Consider the following 21040-nt stretch of genomic DNA (forward strand, 5'->3'; position numbering starts at 1 on the left):
GCAGTGATATTCTGCCACTTAAACGCGGCTTTGGCCCTACGAAACGGAGCACAGCATGAGCAAGATCGTTATCCTGACAGGCGCGGGTATTTCAGCCGAAAGCGGGATCGAGACTTTTCGCGCAGAAACCGGCCTTTGGGCGCAGCATCGCGTCGAAGACGTGGCCACGCCCGAAGGATTCGCCCGCGATCCGGCCCTTGTTGTAGAATTCTACAACATGCGCCGCCAGCTTGCTGCCGAAGCCTTACCAAATGCTGCGCATAAGGCGCTCGCGCGTTTGGAGGAAGAGCACAATGGCGATGTGCTTGTTGTTACACAAAACGTCGATGACCTGCATGAACGGGGCGGCAGCAAGAACCTGATCCACATGCATGGCGCGCTCAATTCAGCACTCTGTGCGGTCTGTCAACACCGCTGGGACGCCCCCGTAACTATGCAGGTGGGGGCAGCCTGCCCAAGCTGCGGCGCTCAGGCGGCGCGCCCCGATATCGTCTGGTTTGGCGAGATGCCCTATCAGATGGACCGCATCTTCGACGCCATCAGCCGCGCGGATATTTTTGTGGCCATTGGGACGTCTGGGAACGTCTATCCAGCAGCAGGCTTCGTTGCCGAAGCTGCGCGTGCAGGCGCACAAACGCTTGAGATCAATCTGGAAAGATCAGCCGTGGGCGCCCAGTTCGATGAGGCGCAGCTGGGCCCTGCGACCCAGACTGTTCCGGCTTGGGTAGACAGCATTCTACGAAGGGATTGAGGCGCTAGCGCTCCTGATCCACTGGTACGGTGATCTCTATTTCACCGGCCTTCTCAAAGACCAATGTGACAGGCACCAACTGCCCTTGCTCCAGCGGGGCTTCCAGCCCTGTGAACATCAGGTGATCGCCGCCACGGACAAAGCTGTGGGAAGACCCTTTGGCCAGAGGTACACCCCCCTCAATCGGGCCCATGCGCATCACGCCATTGGCGTCCTGTGTGTGGCTGTGAAGCTCTACGCGACCTGACAGGGCCGACCGCACAGCGATCAGGCGGTCATCACTGCCTGTCTCATTGCGCAGCACCAGAAATGCCGCCGCAGAGGTCGAGGTGGGAAGGCTGCTGCGCAAATAGGGCTGCTCCACCACGAACGCAGTTTTGTCGAGCGGGGACATCTTTACCGAAACCACTGCCATGACGACCGCGGCCAGTGCGAAGGCGACGACAATTCCCATCGCTGCTTTTGGTTTTTTCATGAAAAATCCTCCTGCTGGTCCGCATCTGACTGCACGGTTTCGTCGCCCGAAAATGAAAACGACCCCGGCCTGTAATCAGGACGGGGTCGCTTCCGAAAAGACGTTATCGCGACTTAGGAAAGTGCGTCAGCTGTTGTGCTGGACTTTGCGATCGCTTTTTTGATCTTCAACGCGTTGTCGGACAGTTCAGTGTCCTTGGCTTTCGCCAGAAACTTGTCCAGACCGCCGCGGTGATCCACGCTGCGCAGGGCAGCTGCGGAGATACGCAGTTTGAAACCACGACCGAGCGATTCGGACTGAAGCGTGGTGTCGTTCAGGTTTGGCAGGAACCGGCGACGGGTGCGGTTCTTGGCGTGGGATACGTTGTTGCCCGACATCGGGCCTTTTCCGGTCAATTCGCAACGGCGCGACATGGGTTCATCCTCTTGGTTCAACGCGGTGCTCTGACTTTGGCACCACAGCTAAGCAGGCCGCACCACCGGCGACCGTTAAATTGGTTCGCAGGCTTTAGGGGGAATCGCGCGGTAGGTCAACCCGCTGGCGTGGCTTTATCAGCCATCACTGCGCAATTCACGAACAAACGCAGCGGCAGCGGCTGCAGGCTCTTGCGCGCCATCCGCCACAGCGTCGCTGAGCACAGCGAGAGCCTTGCGGGCGTGCGGCGTTTCAAGCTGCGCAAGAAGGGCTGTTTTGACCGCATCCTCAAACCAGTAGCGCGCCTGTGTGGCCCGTGTTTGTTCCCAAAACCCATTCTCACGCCGCCATTCTGTCAGGCGTTGCATCGCCTCCCACACCTCGGGCAGTCCACGCTGCTCCAGCGCGGAAACAGTCATGGCGCATGGATAGCCTTCGGGGTCTTGCGGGCGCTTGCGCATCAGGCGCAGCGCACCGGCATAGTCCGCTTGGGTACGGATCGCGGTGGGCTTTAGATCGCCATCTGCCTTGTTGATGACGATGATGTCAGCCATTTCCATGATGCCGCGCTTGACCCCTTGCAGTTCATCGCCCCCTGCTGGCGCAAGCAGCAGCAAAAACAGGTCAGACATCTGCGCGACCACAGTCTCTGACTGGCCAACGCCAACGGTCTCAATCAACACAACGTCAAAGCCTGCCGCCTCACACAGGGCAACCGCCTCGCGCGTGCGCCGCGCGACACCGCCCAAGTGTGTCTGACTGGGGCTGGGGCGGATAAAGGCCATGGGATCACGGCTCAGCAGATCCATCCGTGTCTTGTCACCAAGGATCGAACCGCCAGAGCGGGACGAGCTGGGATCAACCGCCAGCACGGCCACGCGAAGCCCTTGCCCCGTGAGCATCAAGCCAAAGCTCTCGATGAAGGTCGATTTACCCACACCCGGCGTGCCCGAAAGACCAATGCGCAACGCCTCGCGATTTTGGCCAAGGGCGGCCAGCAGCGCAGTCGCCTGTTCACGGTGATCGCTGCGCCCACTTTCTACCAGCGTGATCGCCCGCGCCAATGCGCGCCGTTCGCCCGCAGCAATGCGCCGTGCCATATCAGTGATGTCCATGCGAAGTCCCCGCGGTTGTTCCAGCGTTTTTCACGTGATGCTGCGCGAATGTCCAGCCTTGCCCCACCGCGCGCCAAGCCTGATAAGGAGCCCATGCAAAAACTTCTGCCCATAGATGACGTGATGCCCGCAGTTCTGGACGCTCTGCGCGACCATGGCCGCCTTGTTTTGCAAGCCCCCCCCGGCGCGGGTAAAACCACCCGTGTGCCGCTGGCAATGCTTGAGGCAGACCTGATCAAAGGCCGCATCCTGATGTTGGAACCACGCCGTCTTGCCGCGCGTGCAGCAGCCGAACGGATGGCGCAAACCTTGGGCGAAGACGTGGGTCAGACAGTGGGCTACCGCGTGCGCGGCGCCTCTGCCATCTCTAAGGTCACACAGATCGAGGTCGTGACCGAAGGCATCCTGACGCGCATGATTCAGGACAATGCCGAATTGTCCGGCATCGGCGCGGTGATCTTTGACGAATTTCACGAACGTTCGCTTAATGCCGATCTGGGGCTGGCCCTGTGCCTTGAGATCGCAGGCGCGCTGCGGGCTGATCTAATGCTTGTAGCAATGTCGGCCACACTGGATGCCGGCCCGGTCGCCACGCTGATGGAGGCGCCGATTGTCACCTCCGAGGGCCGAAGTTTTCCTGTCACGCCTCATTGGCTGGATAAGCCGCAGGCCAAAAATGTCCGATATGAACAGGCCGTCGCCGATCTGGTCTTGCATGCAATGATGCAGGCCGAAGGCTCTGCACTGGTGTTTCTACCCGGCGAAGGCGAGATCAGGCGCGTTGAAGGCCTGCTGTCACGTCATGTGCCTGCGGATTGCACGATAGCCCCCCTTTTTGGTGCGATGGATTTCAAGGCCCAGCGCGCCGCCATCAATCCGGCCCCGTCTGGGCGCAAAATCGTCCTTGCCACATCTATCGCTGAAACGTCGCTGACCATCGAAGGCATTCGCATCGTGGTGGACGGTGGGCGCGCACGGCGGGCCGAATTTGACCCGTCCTCGGGGATGTCGCGGCTCGTCACTACGCGCATCACGCAGGCCGAGGCAACCCAGCGCGCAGGCCGCGCGGGCCGGATGAGCGCTGGTGAAGCCTTCAAGCTATGGACCCGAGGCGAAGACGGCGCATTGGCCGCTTACCCGCCCGCCGAAATCGAAAGCGGTGATCTGAGTTCGTTTGCATTGGAACTCGCGCTTTGGGGCGCGCAAGCTGATGATCTGGCCTTCGTCACACCACCCCACGCAGGGCGGCTGCAAGAAGCCAAAGCTTTGCTTCACATGCTGGGCGCGCTTGATGCAAATGGACTGATCACGCGCCATGGTCGCAGCCTTGCGAAACTGCCCCTGCATCCGCGCCTTGCGCATATGGTGGCCCTTGGAGGACGACCTGCCGCTACACTGGCCGCAATTCTGGCAGAGCGTGACCCGTTGCGTGGTGCACCGCTGGACCTCAGCCACCGGATGCGTGCCGTCGCGGGTGAGCATACCCCCGGAGAGCTCCATCACGCTTCTCTTGCCCGCATCCGCCAAGAAGCAAAGCGCCTTACCAGAGCCACTGCTCCAAACGGACCGGAAGACATCGGTACTCTTGCAGCACTCGCCTATCCTGACCGGATCGGGCTGCGGCGCAAAGGAGACGCTGCGCGGTTTGTGCTGTCCGGCGGCAAGGGGGCTGTGATCCCTGACGGTGATCCCTTGGCAGGAGAGCGCCTGATTGTTGCAACCGATCTGGACGGTGATCCGCGCGAAGCCCGCATCCGGCAGGGCACACCGATATCCGAAAGCGCCCTGCGCGCAGCCTTCGCCGATCAGATTGCCTGGCATGACCATTGCACATGGTCACGCCGCGAAGGACGGGTCGAGACACGGCGACAAGAACGCTTTGGCGCTTTGGTTCTGGATGACCGTACATGGGCGGATGCCCCGCAGGAAAGCATCGCGCAAGCAATGCTTGAAGGAATAGCACAGCTGGGCCTGCGGCCGGATGCAGCGGCCGCACGGTTCCTGCGCCGCGCCGCGCTGATGGCAGATCAACCCGATTTCCCCGACTTCTCCGAAGCGCACCTTATGGCGACCCTTGAAGAGTGGTTGCTACCCCATCTTGGCGCAACCCGTAGCACAGCAGACTGGAAGCGGTTTGATCTTCTGCCAGCCCTGCGTGCGCGACTGGACTGGGACCAGCAACAACAGCTTGACCGTCTGGCACCGCCCCATTTCGAAACGCCGCTTGGTCGGCGCATTGCCATCGACTATGACGGAGAGACGCCACAGATCGCTGTGCGTCTGCAAGAGATGTTTGGCGTAACACGCCACCCCAGCGTTGCGGGGCAACCGCTTCAGGTGACGCTTCTGTCACCCGCCCAGCGCCCTGTTCAGGTGACGATGGACCTGCCCGGCTTTTGGGACGGATCATATGCAGACGTGCGCAAAGACATGCGCGCACGATATCCGCGCCACCCATGGCCCGAAGATCCCCGCGCAGCCGACCCCACATTGCGCGCCAAACCGCGCGGCACCTAGGTTATTTCAGGTCAGGCCAGACGGCGTTGAACTTACCGTCCTTGTCTGTGCGTTCAAACCCGTGCGCCCCGAAGAAATCACGCTGGGCCTGAATAAGGTTCGCCGTGCCACGCCCGTGACGCATGCTATCATACCAAGCCAGCCCAGCCGACAGCGACGGAAGCGGCGTGCCCAACGCGGCACCCGCCGCAACCGTGCGCCGCAATGCAGGAACAGCATCAGCCAGCTTCGCGGAAATCGCCGGTGCAAGGATCAAATGATCATGCGGCAGTGCGCCACGGAACGCTTGGGCGAAATCGTCCAGCAACGCAGAGCGGATGATGCATCCCGCGCGCCAAATCTCGGAGATACGTGTAAAATCAAGGGACCAGTCGAATTCATCGGACGCGGCCGCCAGCAAGCGAAAGCCCTGCGCATGGGCAAGGATACGCGCGGCCAGCAACGCATCTGCAAGATCATCTGCCGTGGGCACATCCGAGTCTATCAATCCCGCCGTCAGCAGCGGCTGCGCTGCCTGCCGTGCCGTTTTTTCGGATGACCAACCGCGTGCGCCTACGGCTGCTTCGATGGCATTGGCGGATTGCCCCAGCTTCAGCGCCTCAATCACAGTCCAGCGTCCGGTGCCCTTCTGACCTGCGCGATCCTTAATCATATCGACCATGGGCTGGCCTGTTTCCGGGTCCGTCGCCTGTAGGGCAGCCGCAGTAACCTCAATCAGATAGGAAGCAAGCGGACCGTCCTGCCAGTTTTCAAACAGTTGTCCGATGCGCGGCGCGGTCCATCCGGCACCATCACGCAGAATGCCGTAGACCTCGGCAATCATCTGCATATCCGCGTATTCAATGCCGTTGTGAACAGTTTTGACAAAATGCCCCGCCCCGTCGGACCCCAGATGCGCCACACACGGGTTGCCGTCAAATCGCGCGGCAATCGCTTCGGCCATTGGTTTAAGCTGTGCCCAACTATGATCCGTCCCGCCGACCATCATCGAGGGACCGTGCCGCGCGCCCTTTTCACCACCCGAGACACCCATACCGACAAAATGCTTTCCAGTACCGCTGAGTAGATCGAACCGGCGGCGGGTGTCGTGGAAATCCGCGTTTCCGCCGTCAATGATCGTATCGCCCTCATCCAGTAGCGGCAGCACAGTTTCGATCATCGCATCCATCGGAGCACCGGAAGGGATCATGAACAGGATCGTTCGGGGAGTTTTGAGCGAAGCCACGAATTCAGGCAGGGTTTGCGCGGGCACAATGGCGGATGAAAGCGGCCCCGCTTCTTCGACAAAAGGGGCGATCCAATCCGTCTCTCGGTTGGTGACAGCAACGCGAAATCCCTTGTCTGCAAAGTTCAGCGCCAGCGCGCTGCCCATTGTCCCCAAGCCGTATACGCCAATATCCGCTTTGGCTTGTGTCATTGGCACGCTCCTGAAAATTCAAAACTTGCTCAAAGGGTCGTCGTTTTGGCCCCGCTGTGCAAGTCAAAGGCACAAGGTGTTTTTAGGGTCAGCATTTGAATTTGCGCAGTTGCTCGGGCGTAAAACCGGTCTTGCCGCCCTGCTCTGCGGCCTTCACCGCCGCATGTATCGATGAGTTCAGCGGCGTGGGGACTGATTTTGCACGCCCCATTTCGATAATACGGCCCTGAAGCGCATCAACTTCGGTGATCCGCCCCGCCTCAAGATCATGCGCCATCGAGGTGCGGGCCTGGGGATCGATTGTCAGCATCTTTGCCGCCACACGCCTGAACAGGGGTGTGGGCAACCGTAGAACATGCGGCACCAGCCCCACAGGCACCGGCGTTGTCGGGCGAATGGGACAGTCATGGGCACACAGCACCCGCAGCGCTTCTGCCATCTGGTCAGCCATTAAACGGCGCCACGGGCGGCTTAGTAGTTGGCTATGCAGACTCAGTCCCGACAGCGCGTTCGGCGCATTGTTGAGGTTAAGCAGGAACTTCCCCCACTGCACCGCTTCGATCTCTTGGGTTTGGGTGACGACCAGACCTTCAACGCTCATCGTTGCATCCAAAGCGCCCGGACCAGCAGCAATCACGATATCGCCACTGGTGGCGCGGTGATAATGCCCTGACGCAATGGGGACTACGTTGAATGGCACCATGCCCGCACGAACATCATGGGATGGAAGTGCCGCGCTCAGCGTTTCTGCGTGGCCCATTCCGTTTTGCAGGCTCACGATCACCGCATGCGGCGGCGCGTGTGCTGCAATCTGGCCTGCGACCTCTGGCGTTGCAGCCGATTTGACGCAAACAAGGATCAGATCAGCCTGTGAGATGATCTCGGGATTTTCGTGCAGGTCAAGCGCCTCTGGCGACAGTGACACGCCCAAGCCCGAATAGTCACTTAGTCGCAGACCATTCAAACGGAGCTGATCCAGCACGCGTGGACGGCCCAGAAAGCTGACCTGATGGCCCGCATGGGCCAACATGCCACCGACATAACAGCCGATGGCACCAGCCCCCGCAATCACAATGTGGGGGCCAGTAGTCGCTTTACTTTTCAAGGCACCACCGCATCACAGCTTTTTGTGCATGCAGGCGATTTTCGGCCTCGTCAAAAATAACCGAATGCGGGCCATCCATAACAGCGCTTGTCGCTTCGTCATCGCGGTGGGCCGGCAGGCAGTGCATGAACAATGCATCCGGCTTGGCCTTGGCCATCAGCGCCTCATTGACCTGATAGCCGCGCAACTGATTGTGCCGCCGCTCACGTGCCGACTGCGGATCATGCATAGAGACCCAAGTATCGGTGACCACCAGATCAGCCCCTTTGACGGCCTCATTCGGGTCGCGCACCGAGGTGTAGAGCCCTTCAAGCGCACGCTCTGGCTCCAGTGTTTCAGGGCCGGTGAAGATCAGTTCGAAATCGAATTGCTTGGCGGCATGGGCAAAGCTGGCAAAGACGTTATTACCATCGCCGGACCAGACCACGCGTTTGCCCTTAATGGGTCCGTTATGCTCTTCGAAGGTCATGATATCTGCCATGATCTGACACGGATGGGTGCGGTTGGTCAGGCCGTTGATCACCGGCACTGTGGCGTATTCGGCCATCTCGTGCAGGGTTTGCTCCTCGAATGTGCGGATCATGATCAGATCGACATAGCGCGACAGAACGCGGGCCGTATCGGCAATCGTCTCACCGTGGCCCAGCTGCATGTCCGCGCCGGACAGAACCATCGTTTGCCCGCCCATTTGGCGGACGCCAACGTCAAAGGAAACCCGTGTGCGTGTCGAGGGTTTCTCAAATATCAGCGCGACCATATGATCCTTGAGCGGCTGGTCATCGTCCGGCGCGCCGCGCGGGCGTCCAATGCGGGACTGCTTCATCGCGGCTGCATTGTCGATGATGCCACGCAATTCAGTTTGCGCCGTCGTATGGATATCTAGAAAATGTTTCATTTGTCAGTCTTTATTTCAGAGGTAGACGCCGGAGAGGTCTCTCCGGCGATGAGATTGGAAAACTGGATCAGGCCGCGCCAAGTGATCCAGCAGCACGATCAAGCCGGCTGATGGCTTCGGCGATTTCTTCGTCAGAAATATTGAGGGGCGGCAGCAGGCGCACGACGTTATCAGCCGCAGGCACTGTGATGACCTGCTCGGCATAACCTGCATTGACCACATCCGCCGGAGCAACCTTGCACTTCAGCCCCAGCATCAAACCAGATCCGCGCACACCTTCGAAGACATCCGGGTGTCCGGCAACAAGCGCTTCGAGCTTCTGGCGCATCAAACCTGCCTTGCGGTTCACCTCGGCCAGAAAGGCGGAATCGGCCACAATATCCATCACAGCCGACCCGACAGCACAGCCTAACGGGTTTCCGCCATAGGTAGAGCCGTGGGTCCCCGCAGTCATACCACTTGCGGCATCTTCCGTGGCAAGGACCGCGCCCAGAGGAAAACCGCCTCCGATGCCCTTGGCGACCATCATGATATCCGGGGTTACACCAGCCCACTCATGGGCAAACAGCTTGCCCGTCCGACCAACGCCGCACTGTACCTCATCCAATATCATCAGAATGCCATGCTCATCACACAGATCGCGCAGCCCTTTCAGGCAGGCATCCGGCAAGGGGCGAATGCCGCCCTCGCCTTGCACAGGCTCGACCAGAACCGCACAGGTTTTATCCGTGATGGCAGCCGTAAGGGCGTCATGATCGCCGAATTCCAGATGCACAAATCCCGGCAGAAGCGGGCCGAAGCCCTTTGTCATCTTCTCTGAGCCAGCGGCAGCGATACCAGCAGAGGAGCGCCCGTGGAAAGAGCCCGAGAAGGTAATGATCTCGACGCGCTCTGGCATGCCTTTGTCATAGAAATATTTGCGCGCCATCTTTACAGCCAGCTCACAACTTTCGGTGCCTGAATTGGTAAAGAACACCGTGTCAGCAAAGGTATGTTCGACCAGTTTATCCGCAAGCGCGGTTTGCTGCGGGATCTGATAGAGGTTTGAGGTATGCCAAAGCGCGCCTGCCTGCTCCGTCAAAGCGGCAACCAGCGCGGGGTTGGCATGGCCCAAAGCGTTAACCGCAATACCGGCCCCAAGGTCCAGAAAGCGTCGGCCATCTGCCTCGATCAGCCATGCCCCCTCACCTTTGACAAAGCTAAGAGGCGCACGGGAATACGTCGGCAAGACAGAAGAAATCATCTGGGTCATCCTTTCAAGGGGCAAGCCGCAAAAGCACAAAAGGCCATGGGTGGTGCGGCGGGTCAAGGGAATTTGGGGAAGATGCGCATGCGACGCATCCAGTCACGACCCCGCAGAAGGCGCGGGGAAAGAAGCAATAGATCAGCTACGGCGTCGTCGGGACAGGATATCAGTTTGCATGTTCATAAGCGATGCATAGCGGGTTTGCGCACCTTTGCAACAGTTTGTGCAATCCACTTGTGAGATGGTGACATCCGCGCCATAGAAACGCCATGTACACACCCCGCCGACAAAGCAATGCGGTTGCTGCAGCACTGATTCTCTGCGCGACAGCCTTTATTGCTGCAACCACCCTGATGGCGAAAAGCCTTGGCACCAGTACGTTGGGTACGCCCTTGCCTGCATTACAGATCAGCCATGGCAGATTTTTATTTGCTTTTATGGGCCTAAGCCTTGCAGCATGTGTTCTGCGGCCGCGTCTGTCACGCCCGAACTGGCGGCTGCATTTCGCGCGCACCAGTTTCGGCTGGGCCGGCGTGACGCTGATGTTCGCCTCTGTCGCGTTCATTCCGTTGGCCGATGCAACTGCGATATCATTCCTCAATCCGGTGTTTGCAATGATGCTTGCGATCCCGCTTCTTGGGGAACAGGTCGGGCGCGTGCGCTGGTCTGCTGCCGGGCTAGCACTGATTGGCGCCGTCGTCTTGCTGCGTCCAACGCCACAAAGCTTTCAACCTGCCGCGATGTTGGCCTTTGGCGCTGCTGTAGTAATGGGTATGGAGTTGATTTTCATCAAGAAACTCGCTGGTCGTGAAAACCCCTTCCAGATTTTGCTGGTCAACAATTTGATCGGATTGGGCATCGCTACCTGTGCGGTTTTTCCGGTATGGCACATGCCAACCGGTCCGCAGTGGGCTGTGCTGACAGGGATCGGATTGTGCATGGCCGTGGCGCAAACCTGCTTTGTAAATGCCATGGCGCGCGCTGACGCGAGCTTTGTTGCGCCGTTCAGTTACGGCACGCTGGTCTTTGCCGCAGCCTATGATGCCGCCTTTTATGGTGTCCGGCCGGATGCAATCACATATCTGGGCGCAGCGATCATTTTGACCGGAGCGCTGTGGCTCGCATTGCGCGAGGCGCGCCTGAAAAAGCCGGTGCCGCCTGCGCCTTCTTCCCTGTGATCCCTTGCACCTGCCGACACAGCCATTACTATAGGACACTGAATTTGCCAAAGCGGTCCGATAAGGGCCGCTTTTTACACTAGGGAAGCTTCCATGTCCTGGACCGATGACCGCGTTGAAATATTGAAGAAAATGTGGGGCGAAGGCCAGTCCGCAAGCCAGATCGCAAAAGAGCTGGGCGGCGTCACACGAAACGCTGTCATTGGCAAAGTGCACCGTCTGGGACTGTCAAACCGCACCACAGCAGGTACTGCCGCCAAGGCAGAGCCAAAAGCAAAGCCGGCGCCCAAAGCGGCACCAAAGGCCAAACCCGCAGCCGCTGCAGAGCCCGAACCGGCCCCGGCGCCTGCTTCGAGCAAGCCCGACCTAAAGACGGAGCCTGCCATTTCGCCGAATGCGGTACGCCCTGCGCGCAACCAGATCATCCCCGCAGGCCAACCCCTGCCACCACAGCCTTCCGCCAACGAAATCAGCCCCGAAGCGCTTGCCAAGGTTAACGAGATCGAAAAGAAGGCCAAAAAGTTGAGCCTGATGGAATTAACCGAGCGGACATGCAAATGGCCCGTCGGCGACCCTGCAACAGAAGATTTCTGGTTCTGCGGCCTGCCGGTCAAGCAGGGAAAACCCTATTGCGAGGCACATGTCGGCGTTGCATTCCAACCCATGAGCGCACGCCGCGACCGCCGCCGCTAAGCTCAGGCAACATTTCCAAACAGGCATCGGGCCGGAATTTCACTGAAATTCCGGCCCGTGTTTTTTGTACCGTGTAACAATAGCCACGCAGTCTTGATTTGCAGGGTTTTGGTCCCTGTGGTTTGTCCCTAGCCAAAGGCAAGACAGGGTAACCCATGACTGTTCACGATACGATCCGCGCCGCCGATGCAATTGCACGCCGTCTTTACGCGGCGGGATGTCGCTATGCTTTTGGCATGCCGGGTGGTGAGGTTCTCACGCTTGTTGATGCGCTCGAAGCGGCCGGCATCACCTTTGTGTTGTGTAAACATGAAAATGCTGCAGGTTTCATGGCGGAAGCCGCATGGCACCAGAACGGGGCGCCGGGCATCATGGTTGCGACGATCGGGCCGGGCATTCTGAACGGCGTCAACGCGATTGCCAATGCCCATCAGGACCGCGTGCCTTTGATCGTCCTTTCGGGTTGTGTAGATGCAGCAGAGGCCGAGACATATACTCACCAAGTGCTGGACCAACAATCAGTCCTGCGTCCGATCACCAAGGCGACATTCCGGCTTGATGCTGGTGCCGCGCATATCATCTCAGATAAGGCTGTAGGCATCGCACTGGAAGGACGGCCCGGACCTGTGCACATTGATGTGCCGATCTCTGAAGCCGACGCACAGATTGCGGCAACGCCACCCGCCCAGCGAAGCAATGCAGCGCCGACAGCACCGGCAGGCACCTATCTGGAACAGGCGCGCACATGGCTGGCAGAAGCACGTCGACCTGTGATTATCGCGGGGGTGGATGCGGTCAACCAATGCGCGGGGGCCGCTCTGACGGACTTCGCCAAACGCTTCAGCGTCCCAGTGATTACCACCTACAAGGCTAAAGGCCTGTTGGACGAAACCCACCCGCTATCCCTTGGCGGGGCTGGTCTGTCACCTTTGGCTGACCGACATTTGCTGCCTTTCATCCAGTCAGCAGACCTTATCCTCTGCATCGGCTATGATCCGATCGAGATGCGCACCGGTTGGCGCGACATCTGGGATCCACGCGACACGCGGGTGATCGACGTCACCGCTGCGCCGAACCACCACTACATGCATCAGTCTACCCTTTCTGTGATAGCCGACTGCAGCGCCAGCCTTGAAGCCATAGGCGCGGGTATCGAACCCGCCCGCACGTGGCCCGACGCAGAGATTGCGGCGGTGAAAACGGCATTGGCCGCAGCGTTTCCCACGGGCGATGACTGGGGACCAGCTGCAATCATTGATACCTGCCGCAATACCCTACCGGGCGACACAGTCGCTACAGCCGACAGCGGCGCACACCGCATCTTGCTGTCACAAATGTGGACATGTCCGACACCACGCGGTCTGCTGCAATCCTCGGCTCTGTGTACCATGGGCTGCGCTGTGCCTTTGGCAATGGGAACAGCCCTTTGCGCACCGGACCGCACGGTTGTTTCCTTTTCAGGAGATGCCGGCTTCCTGATGATAGCGGGGGAGCTTGCCACGGCGAAGGAGCTGGGTATCAAACCCATCTTTGTGGTTTTCGTCGATGCCTCGCTTGCGCTGATCGAGATCAAACAACGTCAACGCCAGCTGCGCAATGCGGCGGTCGATTTCGGCCAGCACGACTTTGCCGCCATGGGCCGCGCCTTTGGCGGTGCGGGACATACAGCACGCAACCGCGCCGAGCTTGAGGCAGCACTGAATGCTGCGCAGAACGCTGGCACGTTTAGTGTTATTGCCTGCATTATCGAACGGGGCGCATATGACGGACGCATCTGACACCAGCGGCGCACTGGACGGTGTTTTTGTTCTCGACCTGACGCGCATTCTTGCGGGGCCAACGGCCACGCAGATGCTGGGCGATCTGGGCGCGACCGTTATTAAAGTGGAGAACCCGAAAACTGGCGGGGATGATACCCGTGGGTGGGGTCCACATTACGCACGCAATGAAGACGGCAGCGCGTCTGACCTGTCGGCCTACTTCATGTCTTCTAACCGCAACAAACGCTCGGTCTCGGTGGATATCGCCACACCGGAGGGGCAGGACATCATTCGCCGCCTTGCCGCGCGCGCCGATATCGTCGTGGAGAACTTCAAACCCGGCGGGCTGGTAAAATACGGGCTGGACCATGCAACCTTGCGCGCCGCCCACCCCGGTCTGGTCTATTGTTCGATTTCGGGTTTCGGCCAGACCGGTCCAAACCACGACAAGCCAGGCTATGACCTGATGGCCCAAGGTTTTGGTGGTATCATGTCCATCACAGGCGAACCGGACGGTGCCCCGACAAAAGTGGGCGTTGGTATCGCGGATGTTATGTGCGGTATGTACGCGACCATTGGCATCCTTTCTGCGCTGCGCCACCGTGATAAAACCGGCATAGGCCAACACGTCGAAGTCGCTCTGATCGACACGCAGATGGCGTGGCTGGTCAACGAAGGTCTCAACTATCTCACGTCCGGCACTCTGCCCGAACGGCGCGGCAATGCGCACCCTAACATCGTGCCCTATGACTCTTTTGAGGTCGCGGACGGTCACTTTCTGTTGGCTGTTGGCAATGATGCACAGTTTGCGCGGTTCTGCGATGTGCTGGATCTGTCCCATCTGGCCGCTGATCCGGATTACCGCACCAATCTTGCACGTATCAAAAACCGCTTGGCCTTGATGGAGCATATCAAGCCGCCGCTGAAGCAGTGGACCAAAGCCGCTATCCTCGACGCCCTGCGCGCAGTCAAAGTGCCAGCCGGACCGATCAACACGATCAAAGAGGCGCTGACCTCTGATCAGGCGATTGCGCGCGGCGCTGTCCAGAAAGTGGCGGCATCCGGCATCGAAGGCGGCCATCTGCACCTGTTGGGAAATCCGCTGAAATTTTCGGCAACACCGGTCAAATATAACCGGCCCCCACCCCGTTTCGGGCAGGATACGGACGAGGTTTTTGAAACATGGCTCGGCGGTGTCTCTGAGCGATAGTGCGCTTAAACCCTGACCTTATGGCAGAACCACGCTCAAATTTCGGCACTATTACAGCCTGATCACAGCTTGCTCACGAAACATGTGGACAGGTTCACTTTGACGTGTGAGATCGCCCCCAAAGCTGACTTGAGCCCCGATACACAGGTAGAGTTTGAAAAGGCCGCGCGATTATTGCGCGCTACATTTGACTTGAAGGTGTTGTTTACGTGACCCAGACCGATATCTGCCATTGCCCCGTCACTCTGTCTTCTTCCAGCGCGCTGGAGGACTGGAACGGCGTTGTCTTGGGTGTTCTGTCGCACGGTCGAGAGACGCCAAACCATCTGGGGCGCTTGATGGAAGCCGAGCCCGACTTTGCCATGGGTTATGCAGCGCGCGGTTTGTTTTGCCTGATGACGGGTCGTGCGGAAGTCATTCCAGCGGCCAGAACCGCGCTGCAAGAAGCACGTCGCAGCGCATCCGCAAACCGGATCACCACACGCGAGCAGGGTTGGATCACCGCGCTGGCGCATTGGCTGGACGGTGCCCCCACAGCCGCAGTCGAAGTGATCGAACAGATTTTACGCGCCCTACCCCACGATACAGTTTCAGCCAAACTGAGCCATGGCATCCGGTTTATGCTTGGCGATAGCCAAGGCATGCGTGCTTCGGTGGAGCGGGTTTTGCCTGCCCATGGCACGGATCACGCGTGTCGCGGATATCTGCTGGGTTGCCACGCCTTCACGCTGGAAGAAACCGGCGAATATACGCTGGCAGAAAAGGCGGGTCGCGAAGGTTTAACGCTTGCCGCGGATGATGCATGGGGCCTGCATGCAGTAGCTCACGTCTATGACATGACTGCTCAGCCCGACAATGGCATCGCCCTGATCGACCAGAACACTGCCGCGTGGCAGGGATCGAACAACTTCCGCTACCACGTCTGGTGGCACAAGGCGCTGCTGCACATGGAACGTGGTGAGCTGGACATAGCTTTGGGTCTTTATGATGCCCAGATACGTGCCGACAAAACCGACGATTACCGCGATATTTCTAATGCCACATCGCTTTTGATGCGATTGGAATTGGAGGGAATGGACGTCGGGCTGCGATGGGAAGAGCTGGCTGACTTCTCGGAAGCGCGGGTTGAAGACGGTTGTCTGGTGTTTGCCGATCTGCATTATCTTCTTGCGCTTGTCGGAGCAGAACGTGGTGATGCGCGCGAAAAGATGAAAGCCCGTTTTGCCCGCGATGCCGCCAAATCTGGTGAGATGGCTGTCCGTGTCGACGCCCCTGGAATGGCTGCCCTTGCAGGGCTAAATGCCTTTTCCGAAGGACGGTATGATGCTGCATTTCTGAATCTTGCTGCGGCGCGCCCTTTGATGTCAACAATTGGTGGTAGCCGCGCACAACGTGATGTATTCGAGCGCATAATTATCGACTCAGGCCTGCGCGCAGGCCGCTATGATGCTACCGCCGCGATCCTGCGTGACAGGCTCGCCCAGCGCGGAGGTACCATCGACCGTTTCGCCGCAACCCGCTTTTACAAACTCAACACTGCCCGCGGCATCGCCGCGCAATAACCGGATGCCTTGCCCATATGACGCTCGTCTCTACTGCTGTTCCTGATTACCAAACTAGCGCCGGCTCTTCTGCTGTGGCCGCAGCGCAACCGCGCGTGCGCGATCTGCGCCTAGACTTCTTTCGCGGCATTGCGATGTTCATCATCCTGGTGGCCCACACACCGGGTAATTTTCTCACGCTGTGGATTCCTGCGCGCTGGGGGTTTTCGGACGCGACAGAGATGTTTGTATTCTGCTCCGGCATGGCCTCTGCGATCGCTTTTGGCGGCGCGTTCCAGCGCGCAGGCTGGGGATTGGGCACCGCCCGCGTGGCCTTTCGCATCTGGCAAGTATACTGGGCACACATCGGGTTGTTCATTGCTATTGCCGCACTGATGGCGGGCATAGATTTCTACGGTGGATATGACAAAAACTACATCGGCTCATTGAACCTGTGGAAGTTCTTTGAAGAGCCTGCCGTGCCTCTTGTAGGCCTTGTGACACTTTCTTACGTGCCGAATTATTTCGACATTCTTCCTATGTATATGGTTGTTCTTGCAATGATGCCGATCGTCATCGCGTTGCAGCGGGTGCACACTGGGCTGGTCTTTGCCTTTATGATCATCATATGGCTCGCCGCACAGGATTCCCTGTGGGGGCCTGCGCACATCGCCTTTCCCGCAGAACCATGGTCAGAACGTAACTGGTTCTTTAACCCGTTTGCGTGGCAATTGATTTTCTTTACCGGCTTTGCGCTGATGCGGGGCTGGATACCAAAGCCGCCTGTTCATCCCGTTCTGGTCGCCATCGCGGCAGTCATTGTCATTGCAATCATTCCGGTCAGCAATATCGGCGTGCGCGCTGTGGCGCAGGACTGGTTCTTTGAGACTGCGGTCGGCAATCCCGTGATTGATTTCCGCCTGTCAATAAGCGCGCTCATCGACAAAACCGACTTCGGCATCCTGCGCTTTGTGCATTTCCTGTCACTCGCCTACCTCGCGTGGGTCTTTGCAGGTGACAAAGGCGACAACCTGCTTGCAAAGGGCAGCGGGATCGCCGCGCAAATCTGGGACCAACTGCTCAAAGTTATCCTGAAGGTCGGTCAGCAATCACTGGCCGTCTTTGTCACCTCGATGTTTCTCGCGCAGGTGATGGGCTTTGTGATGGACCTTACCGGCCGCACCACAACCACAACATTGCTGGTTAACTTGGCTGGTGCCATCATTCTGGTCGCCACAGCCTACGGCGCGGGATGGTTCAAATCTAATCCATGGAAGAGGGCAAACTGATGCTGCGTCGCGAAGTCTTGCAAACACTGGCCGCTTTGGCCGCGATCCCTTCGGCAGCACTGGCGGAGGATGCACCGTTGCAAACCGGCGCCGGAACGCCGTTCAACAACCAGACAGTGCCCAATCGCGCGCGCGAACTGGCCGGGAACGACTACCAACCGCGCCCGACCATTCCCGCAGAATGGCAGAACCTTAGCTATGACCAGTATCGCAAGATCTGGTTCGATACGCGCAACGCCCTGTGGGAGAACACCAAGCGGCCACACCGGCTGGATGTTTTCCCACCCGGTCTTTATTTCCCACGGGCTGTCGAGGTGAATATCATCGAGGACAGCACCGCAAGCCCGCTGCTGTTTGATCTGGATGTGTTCGACAAATCCGACCAGTTCCCTGAACTACCGCTGAACGAGCATATGGGCTACGCCGGACTACGCCTGCGGGCTGATCTGTTGGGCAGTGGCAAGTACACAGAATATGCGGTTTTTCAGGGTGCCAGCTATTTTCGCGGCATTGGTACGGGTGAAACATACGGTCTGTCGGCGCGTGGTCTTGCGCTAAAGACCGGCGACCCGATGGGCGAAGAGTTTCCCGATTTCACCGCCTTTTGGGTAGAGACGCCTGCCCCTGCGGATAAGTCCATCACCGTGCATGCACTGATGGATAGCCCGAGTTGTACAGGCGCGTTCCGCTTCGAGATCACGCATGGCGAAGTTCTGGATATGGAAGTAGAAGCCACGCTTTTCGCCCGCACCGAGATGTCGCACGTGGGGATCGCACCGCTGACCTCCATGTTCCTGTTCGACAGCACCAACCGTGCGCGGTTCTCGGATTTCCGGCCCAACGTGCATGATAGCGACGGGTTGTTGATACACAATGGCGCCACCGAGGTGATCTGGCGACAACTGGCAAATCCCACCAGCCTGCAAATCAGCTCTTTCTATGATAATAATCCCAAAGGCTTTGGCCTGATGCAGCGCAAACGTGCCTTCAGCGATTTCAACGATCTTGAAGCGCTCTATCACCAGCGCCCATCCGTTTGGATCACCCCACGCGGTGATTGGGGCCAAGGTGCGGTGACGCTGGTCGAAATTCCCGCTGACCTGGAAATCTATGACAACGTAGTCGCCTACTGGCGCCCCGATGAACCGATCCCCGCCGGAGCGGAACACCCGTTGCGCTACCGTTTGCAATGGGGCGCCAACCCTGCCCCCCAAACGCCAGAGCTGCTGCGCGTTCTTGGCTCTGCCATGGGCGGCAGACCCGAAGGCGGGCAGGTTATGGTGATCGATTTCGAAAACGCTGATTCAGTACCGGAAGACCTAAGCACGGTCGACGTTACCCTGCGCACCAGTGCGGGCACCACGACGCCCGGCATCTTGCAGCGAAACCCTGAAACCAACGGGCCCCGACTTGCGTTCACCTTTCAACCAGAAGGTGCAGACGTATCCGAATTCAGGGTGCAACTTCACGCCGGTGGCACCGCTTTAAGTGAAATATGGCTATATCGTTGGACGAAAACAGGATGAGTGATTGCAATTTCCCCTCTTCCATGCCGCCAGCTGCTCCGCTGGACGCACAGGAACAATTGCTTGGCCAGCGCCCACAACGCGCGGCGCATATTCCGCCTGTCCCTGCGACCGGATGGCGGGCGGCAACCTTTGTGCCAGCGGTCATCGGTACCGCGCTTCTGGTGTATGGTCTTTACGGTTGGCTGGCTCAGGGCGGGATGAGCGGGATGGAATGGGCCCTGCTCAGCATGATCGGTGCGACCTTCATTTGGGTGGCACTTTCGGTCAGCACGGTCGGGGTCGCCATTGCCGGCCTGCTGGCCCGTGATCAGGCAGATGCACGCCCCACACGCGCGGTGCAGGGCATAGATGTCGCGCTGCTGGTCCCCGTCTATAACGAGGTTCCGCAGAACGTTTTTGGCAATGCTGCTGCCATGCTGCAAGATTTGGCAAACCGCGCTGGCCCCCATCGCTATACGCTATTCGTTCTATCCGATACGCGCGACGATACCATTGCAGGGATCGAGTGGCAGGCGTTTGAAGACCTTGCGGCGCGTGCGCCAAAAGGCTTTGACGTGCATTACCGCCGACGCAGCACCAACACAGACAAGAAGGTTGGCAACCTTGCAGAATGGACGCGCGGATGGGGTGCGGCATACGAAGGTATGGTGGTACTTGACGCCGACAGCCTGATGAGCGGCCGCGCAATTGATCGTCTGGCCTCCGAACTGTCCAGCGATCCAGACGCGGGTTTGATCCAGACCTTCCCCATGCTGATCGGTGCACAGACTGTATTTGCGCGGCTTCAGCAGTTCTCCAATATTGCCTATGGCTGGTTGCTGGCCGAAGGTTTGGCCACATGGGCACGTTCCGAAGGAAATTACTGGGGGCATAACGCGATCATTCGCACACGTGCCTTTGCCTCCAGCGCGATGCTTCCGCACCTGCGCGGTCGGGGTGGACGTGACGAACTGATCCTGAGCCATGATTTTGTTGAAGCTGGTCTGTTACGCCGTGCCGGTTGGGGCGTACGCTTTTTGCCACGTGTGACAGGTAGCTTTGAGGAAACACCCGCAACGCTCATCGATTATGTGATCCGCGATCGTCGCTGGTGCCGCGGGAACCTCCAACACCTGCGACTGCTCGGGACCAAGGGTTTACACCCTGTATCGCGGTTTCACCTTTTCCACGGTGCCGTGGCCTATCTGCTAAGCCCCGCTTGGTTCTTCCTGCTGGTGATCTGGGCGCTGTTGGGCAAAGACAGCGAGACCAATGTGATCCGGTATTTCAACGAAGCAAACCCGCTGTTCCCGGACTGGCCCCCTGCCATGAGCCATATCGACAGTGCGGTGTTTCTGGTGATCATGTACGCCATGCTGCTGACGCCGAAGATCGCGGGTGCAGGCATCATCGCAGCCACCCCCCGCGCCGCACGGGTGTTTGGCGGCGTGGGTCCGTTTCTGGGCAGTTTCCTTGTCGAAGTCGCGCTTTCCATCGCCTACGCACCCATCATGATGATCCAGCAGACCAAGGCCGTCGTGCGCGCATACACCACTGGTAGCGAAGCATGGGCGCCGCAATCACGCGACGCGCGACAGCATAGTTGGGGCACATTGCTGAAATTCCACTGGCTTGAAATGATCCTTGGGCTTTTGCTGCTCAGCGGTCTGATGGCTGGCCTGATTTCGCTTTGGTTGGTGCCAATTATTGCCAGCCTTGTGCTGGCTGTGCCGTTGTCGGCGCTGTCAGGCGTGCAAATTTCAAACCGTGCACCAGCAACATTCCGGTTGGACAGCCCCTACACCTTGCGTGAGCCTGCTATTGTTCGCCAAGCAATGCGGGAACGGGAGCGCCTATCGGTTGCACTTGCTACGCCGAAAGCTCCTGCTGAATAGGTTTCAGCCCTTCGAAACATCACAAACACAA

Annotated in this window: 17 protein-coding genes; 10 read left to right on the forward strand and 7 right to left on the reverse strand. The window is 58.9% G+C overall.

The window, feature by feature from the left end:
- The first annotated feature begins 55 nt into the window (after positions 1-55).
- Positions 56-751, forward strand: a complete 696-nt coding sequence (locus K3757_RS14015) for an NAD-dependent deacylase (protein ID WP_259996372.1) — start codon at positions 56-58, stop codon at positions 749-751.
- A 4-nt stretch (positions 752-755) separates the two neighbouring features.
- On the opposite strand, the gene K3757_RS14020 is transcribed toward K3757_RS14015, so the two are convergent.
- The 3 genes from K3757_RS14020 to meaB all read right to left on the reverse strand — a co-directional run bounded on the left by K3757_RS14020 (position 756) and on the right by meaB (position 2755).
- Complete coding sequence (locus tag K3757_RS14020; protein WP_259996373.1) at positions 756-1226, reverse strand: copper chaperone PCu(A)C; 471 nt, start codon at positions 1224-1226, stop codon at positions 756-758.
- Positions 1227-1339: 113 nt separating this feature from the next.
- Complete coding sequence (gene rpmB, locus K3757_RS14025; RefSeq protein WP_259996374.1) at positions 1340-1639, reverse strand: 50S ribosomal protein L28; 300 nt, start codon at positions 1637-1639, stop codon at positions 1340-1342.
- A gap of 138 nt (positions 1640-1777) precedes the next feature.
- Positions 1778-2755, reverse strand: a complete 978-nt coding sequence (gene meaB, locus K3757_RS14030; RefSeq protein WP_259996375.1) for a methylmalonyl Co-A mutase-associated GTPase MeaB — start codon at positions 2753-2755, stop codon at positions 1778-1780.
- 93 nt (positions 2756-2848) lie between these two features.
- Between meaB and hrpB the strand changes: the two genes are divergently transcribed.
- Complete coding sequence (gene hrpB, locus K3757_RS14035) at positions 2849-5272, forward strand: ATP-dependent helicase HrpB (protein WP_259996376.1); 2424 nt, start codon at positions 2849-2851, stop codon at positions 5270-5272.
- A 1-nt stretch (position 5273) separates the two neighbouring features.
- Here the strand turns inward: hrpB and gndA are convergent, their stop codons facing one another.
- From gndA to K3757_RS14055, 4 genes are all read right to left on the reverse strand, one after another.
- Positions 5274-6689 (reverse strand): NADP-dependent phosphogluconate dehydrogenase, encoded by a 1416-nt coding sequence (gndA, locus tag K3757_RS14040; protein ID WP_259996377.1) that lies wholly within the window; start codon positions 6687-6689, stop codon positions 5274-5276.
- 88 nt (positions 6690-6777) lie between these two features.
- On the reverse strand, positions 6778-7794 hold the full coding sequence (locus K3757_RS14045) for a 2-dehydropantoate 2-reductase (RefSeq protein ID WP_259996378.1): 1017 nt from the start codon (positions 7792-7794) through the stop codon (positions 6778-6780).
- The gene (gene argF, locus K3757_RS14050; protein ID WP_259996380.1) at positions 7784-8689 is read right to left on the reverse strand and encodes an ornithine carbamoyltransferase; all 906 of its coding nucleotides are present in this window, start codon (positions 8687-8689) and stop codon (positions 7784-7786) included. The genes K3757_RS14045 and argF overlap by 11 nt, the downstream gene beginning before the upstream one ends.
- Before the next feature lie 67 nt (positions 8690-8756).
- Positions 8757-9932, reverse strand: coding sequence for an aspartate aminotransferase family protein (locus tag K3757_RS14055; protein ID WP_259996381.1), 1176 nt, complete (start codon positions 9930-9932; stop codon positions 8757-8759).
- 272 nt (positions 9933-10204) lie between these two features.
- Between K3757_RS14055 and K3757_RS14060 the strand changes: the two genes are divergently transcribed.
- The 8 genes from K3757_RS14060 (at position 10205) to mdoH (ending at position 21009) form a co-directional block, all read left to right on the forward strand.
- Positions 10205-11113, forward strand: a complete 909-nt coding sequence (locus K3757_RS14060; RefSeq protein ID WP_259996383.1) for a DMT family transporter — start codon at positions 10205-10207, stop codon at positions 11111-11113.
- 93 nt (positions 11114-11206) lie between these two features.
- Entirely contained in the window at positions 11207-11806 is a 600-nt protein-coding gene (locus K3757_RS14065; RefSeq protein WP_259996387.1) for a GcrA family cell cycle regulator, read from the forward strand.
- A gap of 155 nt (positions 11807-11961) precedes the next feature.
- The gene (locus K3757_RS14070) at positions 11962-13584 is read left to right on the forward strand and encodes a thiamine pyrophosphate-binding protein (protein ID WP_259996388.1); all 1623 of its coding nucleotides are present in this window, start codon (positions 11962-11964) and stop codon (positions 13582-13584) included.
- Positions 13568-14776, forward strand: coding sequence for a CaiB/BaiF CoA-transferase family protein (locus K3757_RS14075; RefSeq protein ID WP_259996389.1), 1209 nt, complete (start codon positions 13568-13570; stop codon positions 14774-14776). The genes K3757_RS14070 and K3757_RS14075 overlap by 17 nt, the downstream gene beginning before the upstream one ends.
- A 209-nt stretch (positions 14777-14985) precedes the next feature.
- Positions 14986-16338, forward strand: coding sequence for a tetratricopeptide repeat protein (locus K3757_RS14080; protein ID WP_259996390.1), 1353 nt, complete (start codon positions 14986-14988; stop codon positions 16336-16338).
- Positions 16339-16355: 17 nt separating this feature from the next.
- Positions 16356-17606, forward strand: coding sequence for an OpgC family protein (locus K3757_RS14085; protein ID WP_259996391.1), 1251 nt, complete (start codon positions 16356-16358; stop codon positions 17604-17606).
- On the forward strand, positions 17606-19132 hold the full coding sequence (locus K3757_RS14090; protein WP_259996392.1) for a glucan biosynthesis protein: 1527 nt from the start codon (positions 17606-17608) through the stop codon (positions 19130-19132). Before K3757_RS14085 ends, K3757_RS14090 begins: the two co-directional genes overlap by 1 nt.
- Entirely contained in the window at positions 19129-21009 is a 1881-nt protein-coding gene (gene mdoH / locus K3757_RS14095) for a glucans biosynthesis glucosyltransferase MdoH (RefSeq protein WP_259996393.1), read from the forward strand. The genes K3757_RS14090 and mdoH overlap by 4 nt, the downstream gene beginning before the upstream one ends.
- Positions 21010-21040 lie beyond the last annotated feature (31 nt).

It is taken from the genome of Sulfitobacter sp. S223 (assembly GCF_025143825.1).
Lineage (GTDB): Bacteria > Pseudomonadota > Alphaproteobacteria > Rhodobacterales > Rhodobacteraceae > Sulfitobacter.

What these genes read in the sequence shown, in the direction of transcription:
- K3757_RS14020 (WP_259996373.1), bottom strand. Translation starts at nt 1,226, where the DNA reads ATGAAAAAACCAAAAGCAGCGATGGGAATTGTCGTCGCCTTCGCACTG.
- hrpB (WP_259996376.1), top strand. Translation starts at nt 2,849, where the DNA reads ATGCAAAAACTTCTGCCCATAGATGACGTGATGCCCGCAGTTCTGGAC.
- rpmB (WP_259996374.1), bottom strand. Translation starts at nt 1,639, where the DNA reads ATGTCGCGCCGTTGCGAATTGACCGGAAAAGGCCCGATGTCGGGCAAC.
- K3757_RS14065 (WP_259996387.1), top strand. Translation starts at nt 11,207, where the DNA reads ATGTCCTGGACCGATGACCGCGTTGAAATATTGAAGAAAATGTGGGGC.
- K3757_RS14075 (WP_259996389.1), top strand. Translation starts at nt 13,568, where the DNA reads ATGACGGACGCATCTGACACCAGCGGCGCACTGGACGGTGTTTTTGTT.
- K3757_RS14085 (WP_259996391.1), top strand. Translation starts at nt 16,356, where the DNA reads ATGACGCTCGTCTCTACTGCTGTTCCTGATTACCAAACTAGCGCCGGC.
- K3757_RS14070 (WP_259996388.1), top strand. Translation starts at nt 11,962, where the DNA reads ATGACTGTTCACGATACGATCCGCGCCGCCGATGCAATTGCACGCCGT.
- K3757_RS14015 (WP_259996372.1), top strand. Translation starts at nt 56, where the DNA reads ATGAGCAAGATCGTTATCCTGACAGGCGCGGGTATTTCAGCCGAAAGC.
- meaB (WP_259996375.1), bottom strand. Translation starts at nt 2,755, where the DNA reads ATGGACATCACTGATATGGCACGGCGCATTGCTGCGGGCGAACGGCGC.
- argF (WP_259996380.1), bottom strand. Translation starts at nt 8,689, where the DNA reads ATGAAACATTTTCTAGATATCCATACGACGGCGCAAACTGAATTGCGT.
- mdoH (WP_259996393.1), top strand. Translation starts at nt 19,129, where the DNA reads ATGAGTGATTGCAATTTCCCCTCTTCCATGCCGCCAGCTGCTCCGCTG.
- K3757_RS14055 (WP_259996381.1), bottom strand. Translation starts at nt 9,932, where the DNA reads ATGATTTCTTCTGTCTTGCCGACGTATTCCCGTGCGCCTCTTAGCTTT.
- gndA (WP_259996377.1), bottom strand. Translation starts at nt 6,689, where the DNA reads ATGACACAAGCCAAAGCGGATATTGGCGTATACGGCTTGGGGACAATG.
- K3757_RS14090 (WP_259996392.1), top strand. Translation starts at nt 17,606, where the DNA reads ATGCTGCGTCGCGAAGTCTTGCAAACACTGGCCGCTTTGGCCGCGATC.
- K3757_RS14060 (WP_259996383.1), top strand. Translation starts at nt 10,205, where the DNA reads ATGTACACACCCCGCCGACAAAGCAATGCGGTTGCTGCAGCACTGATT.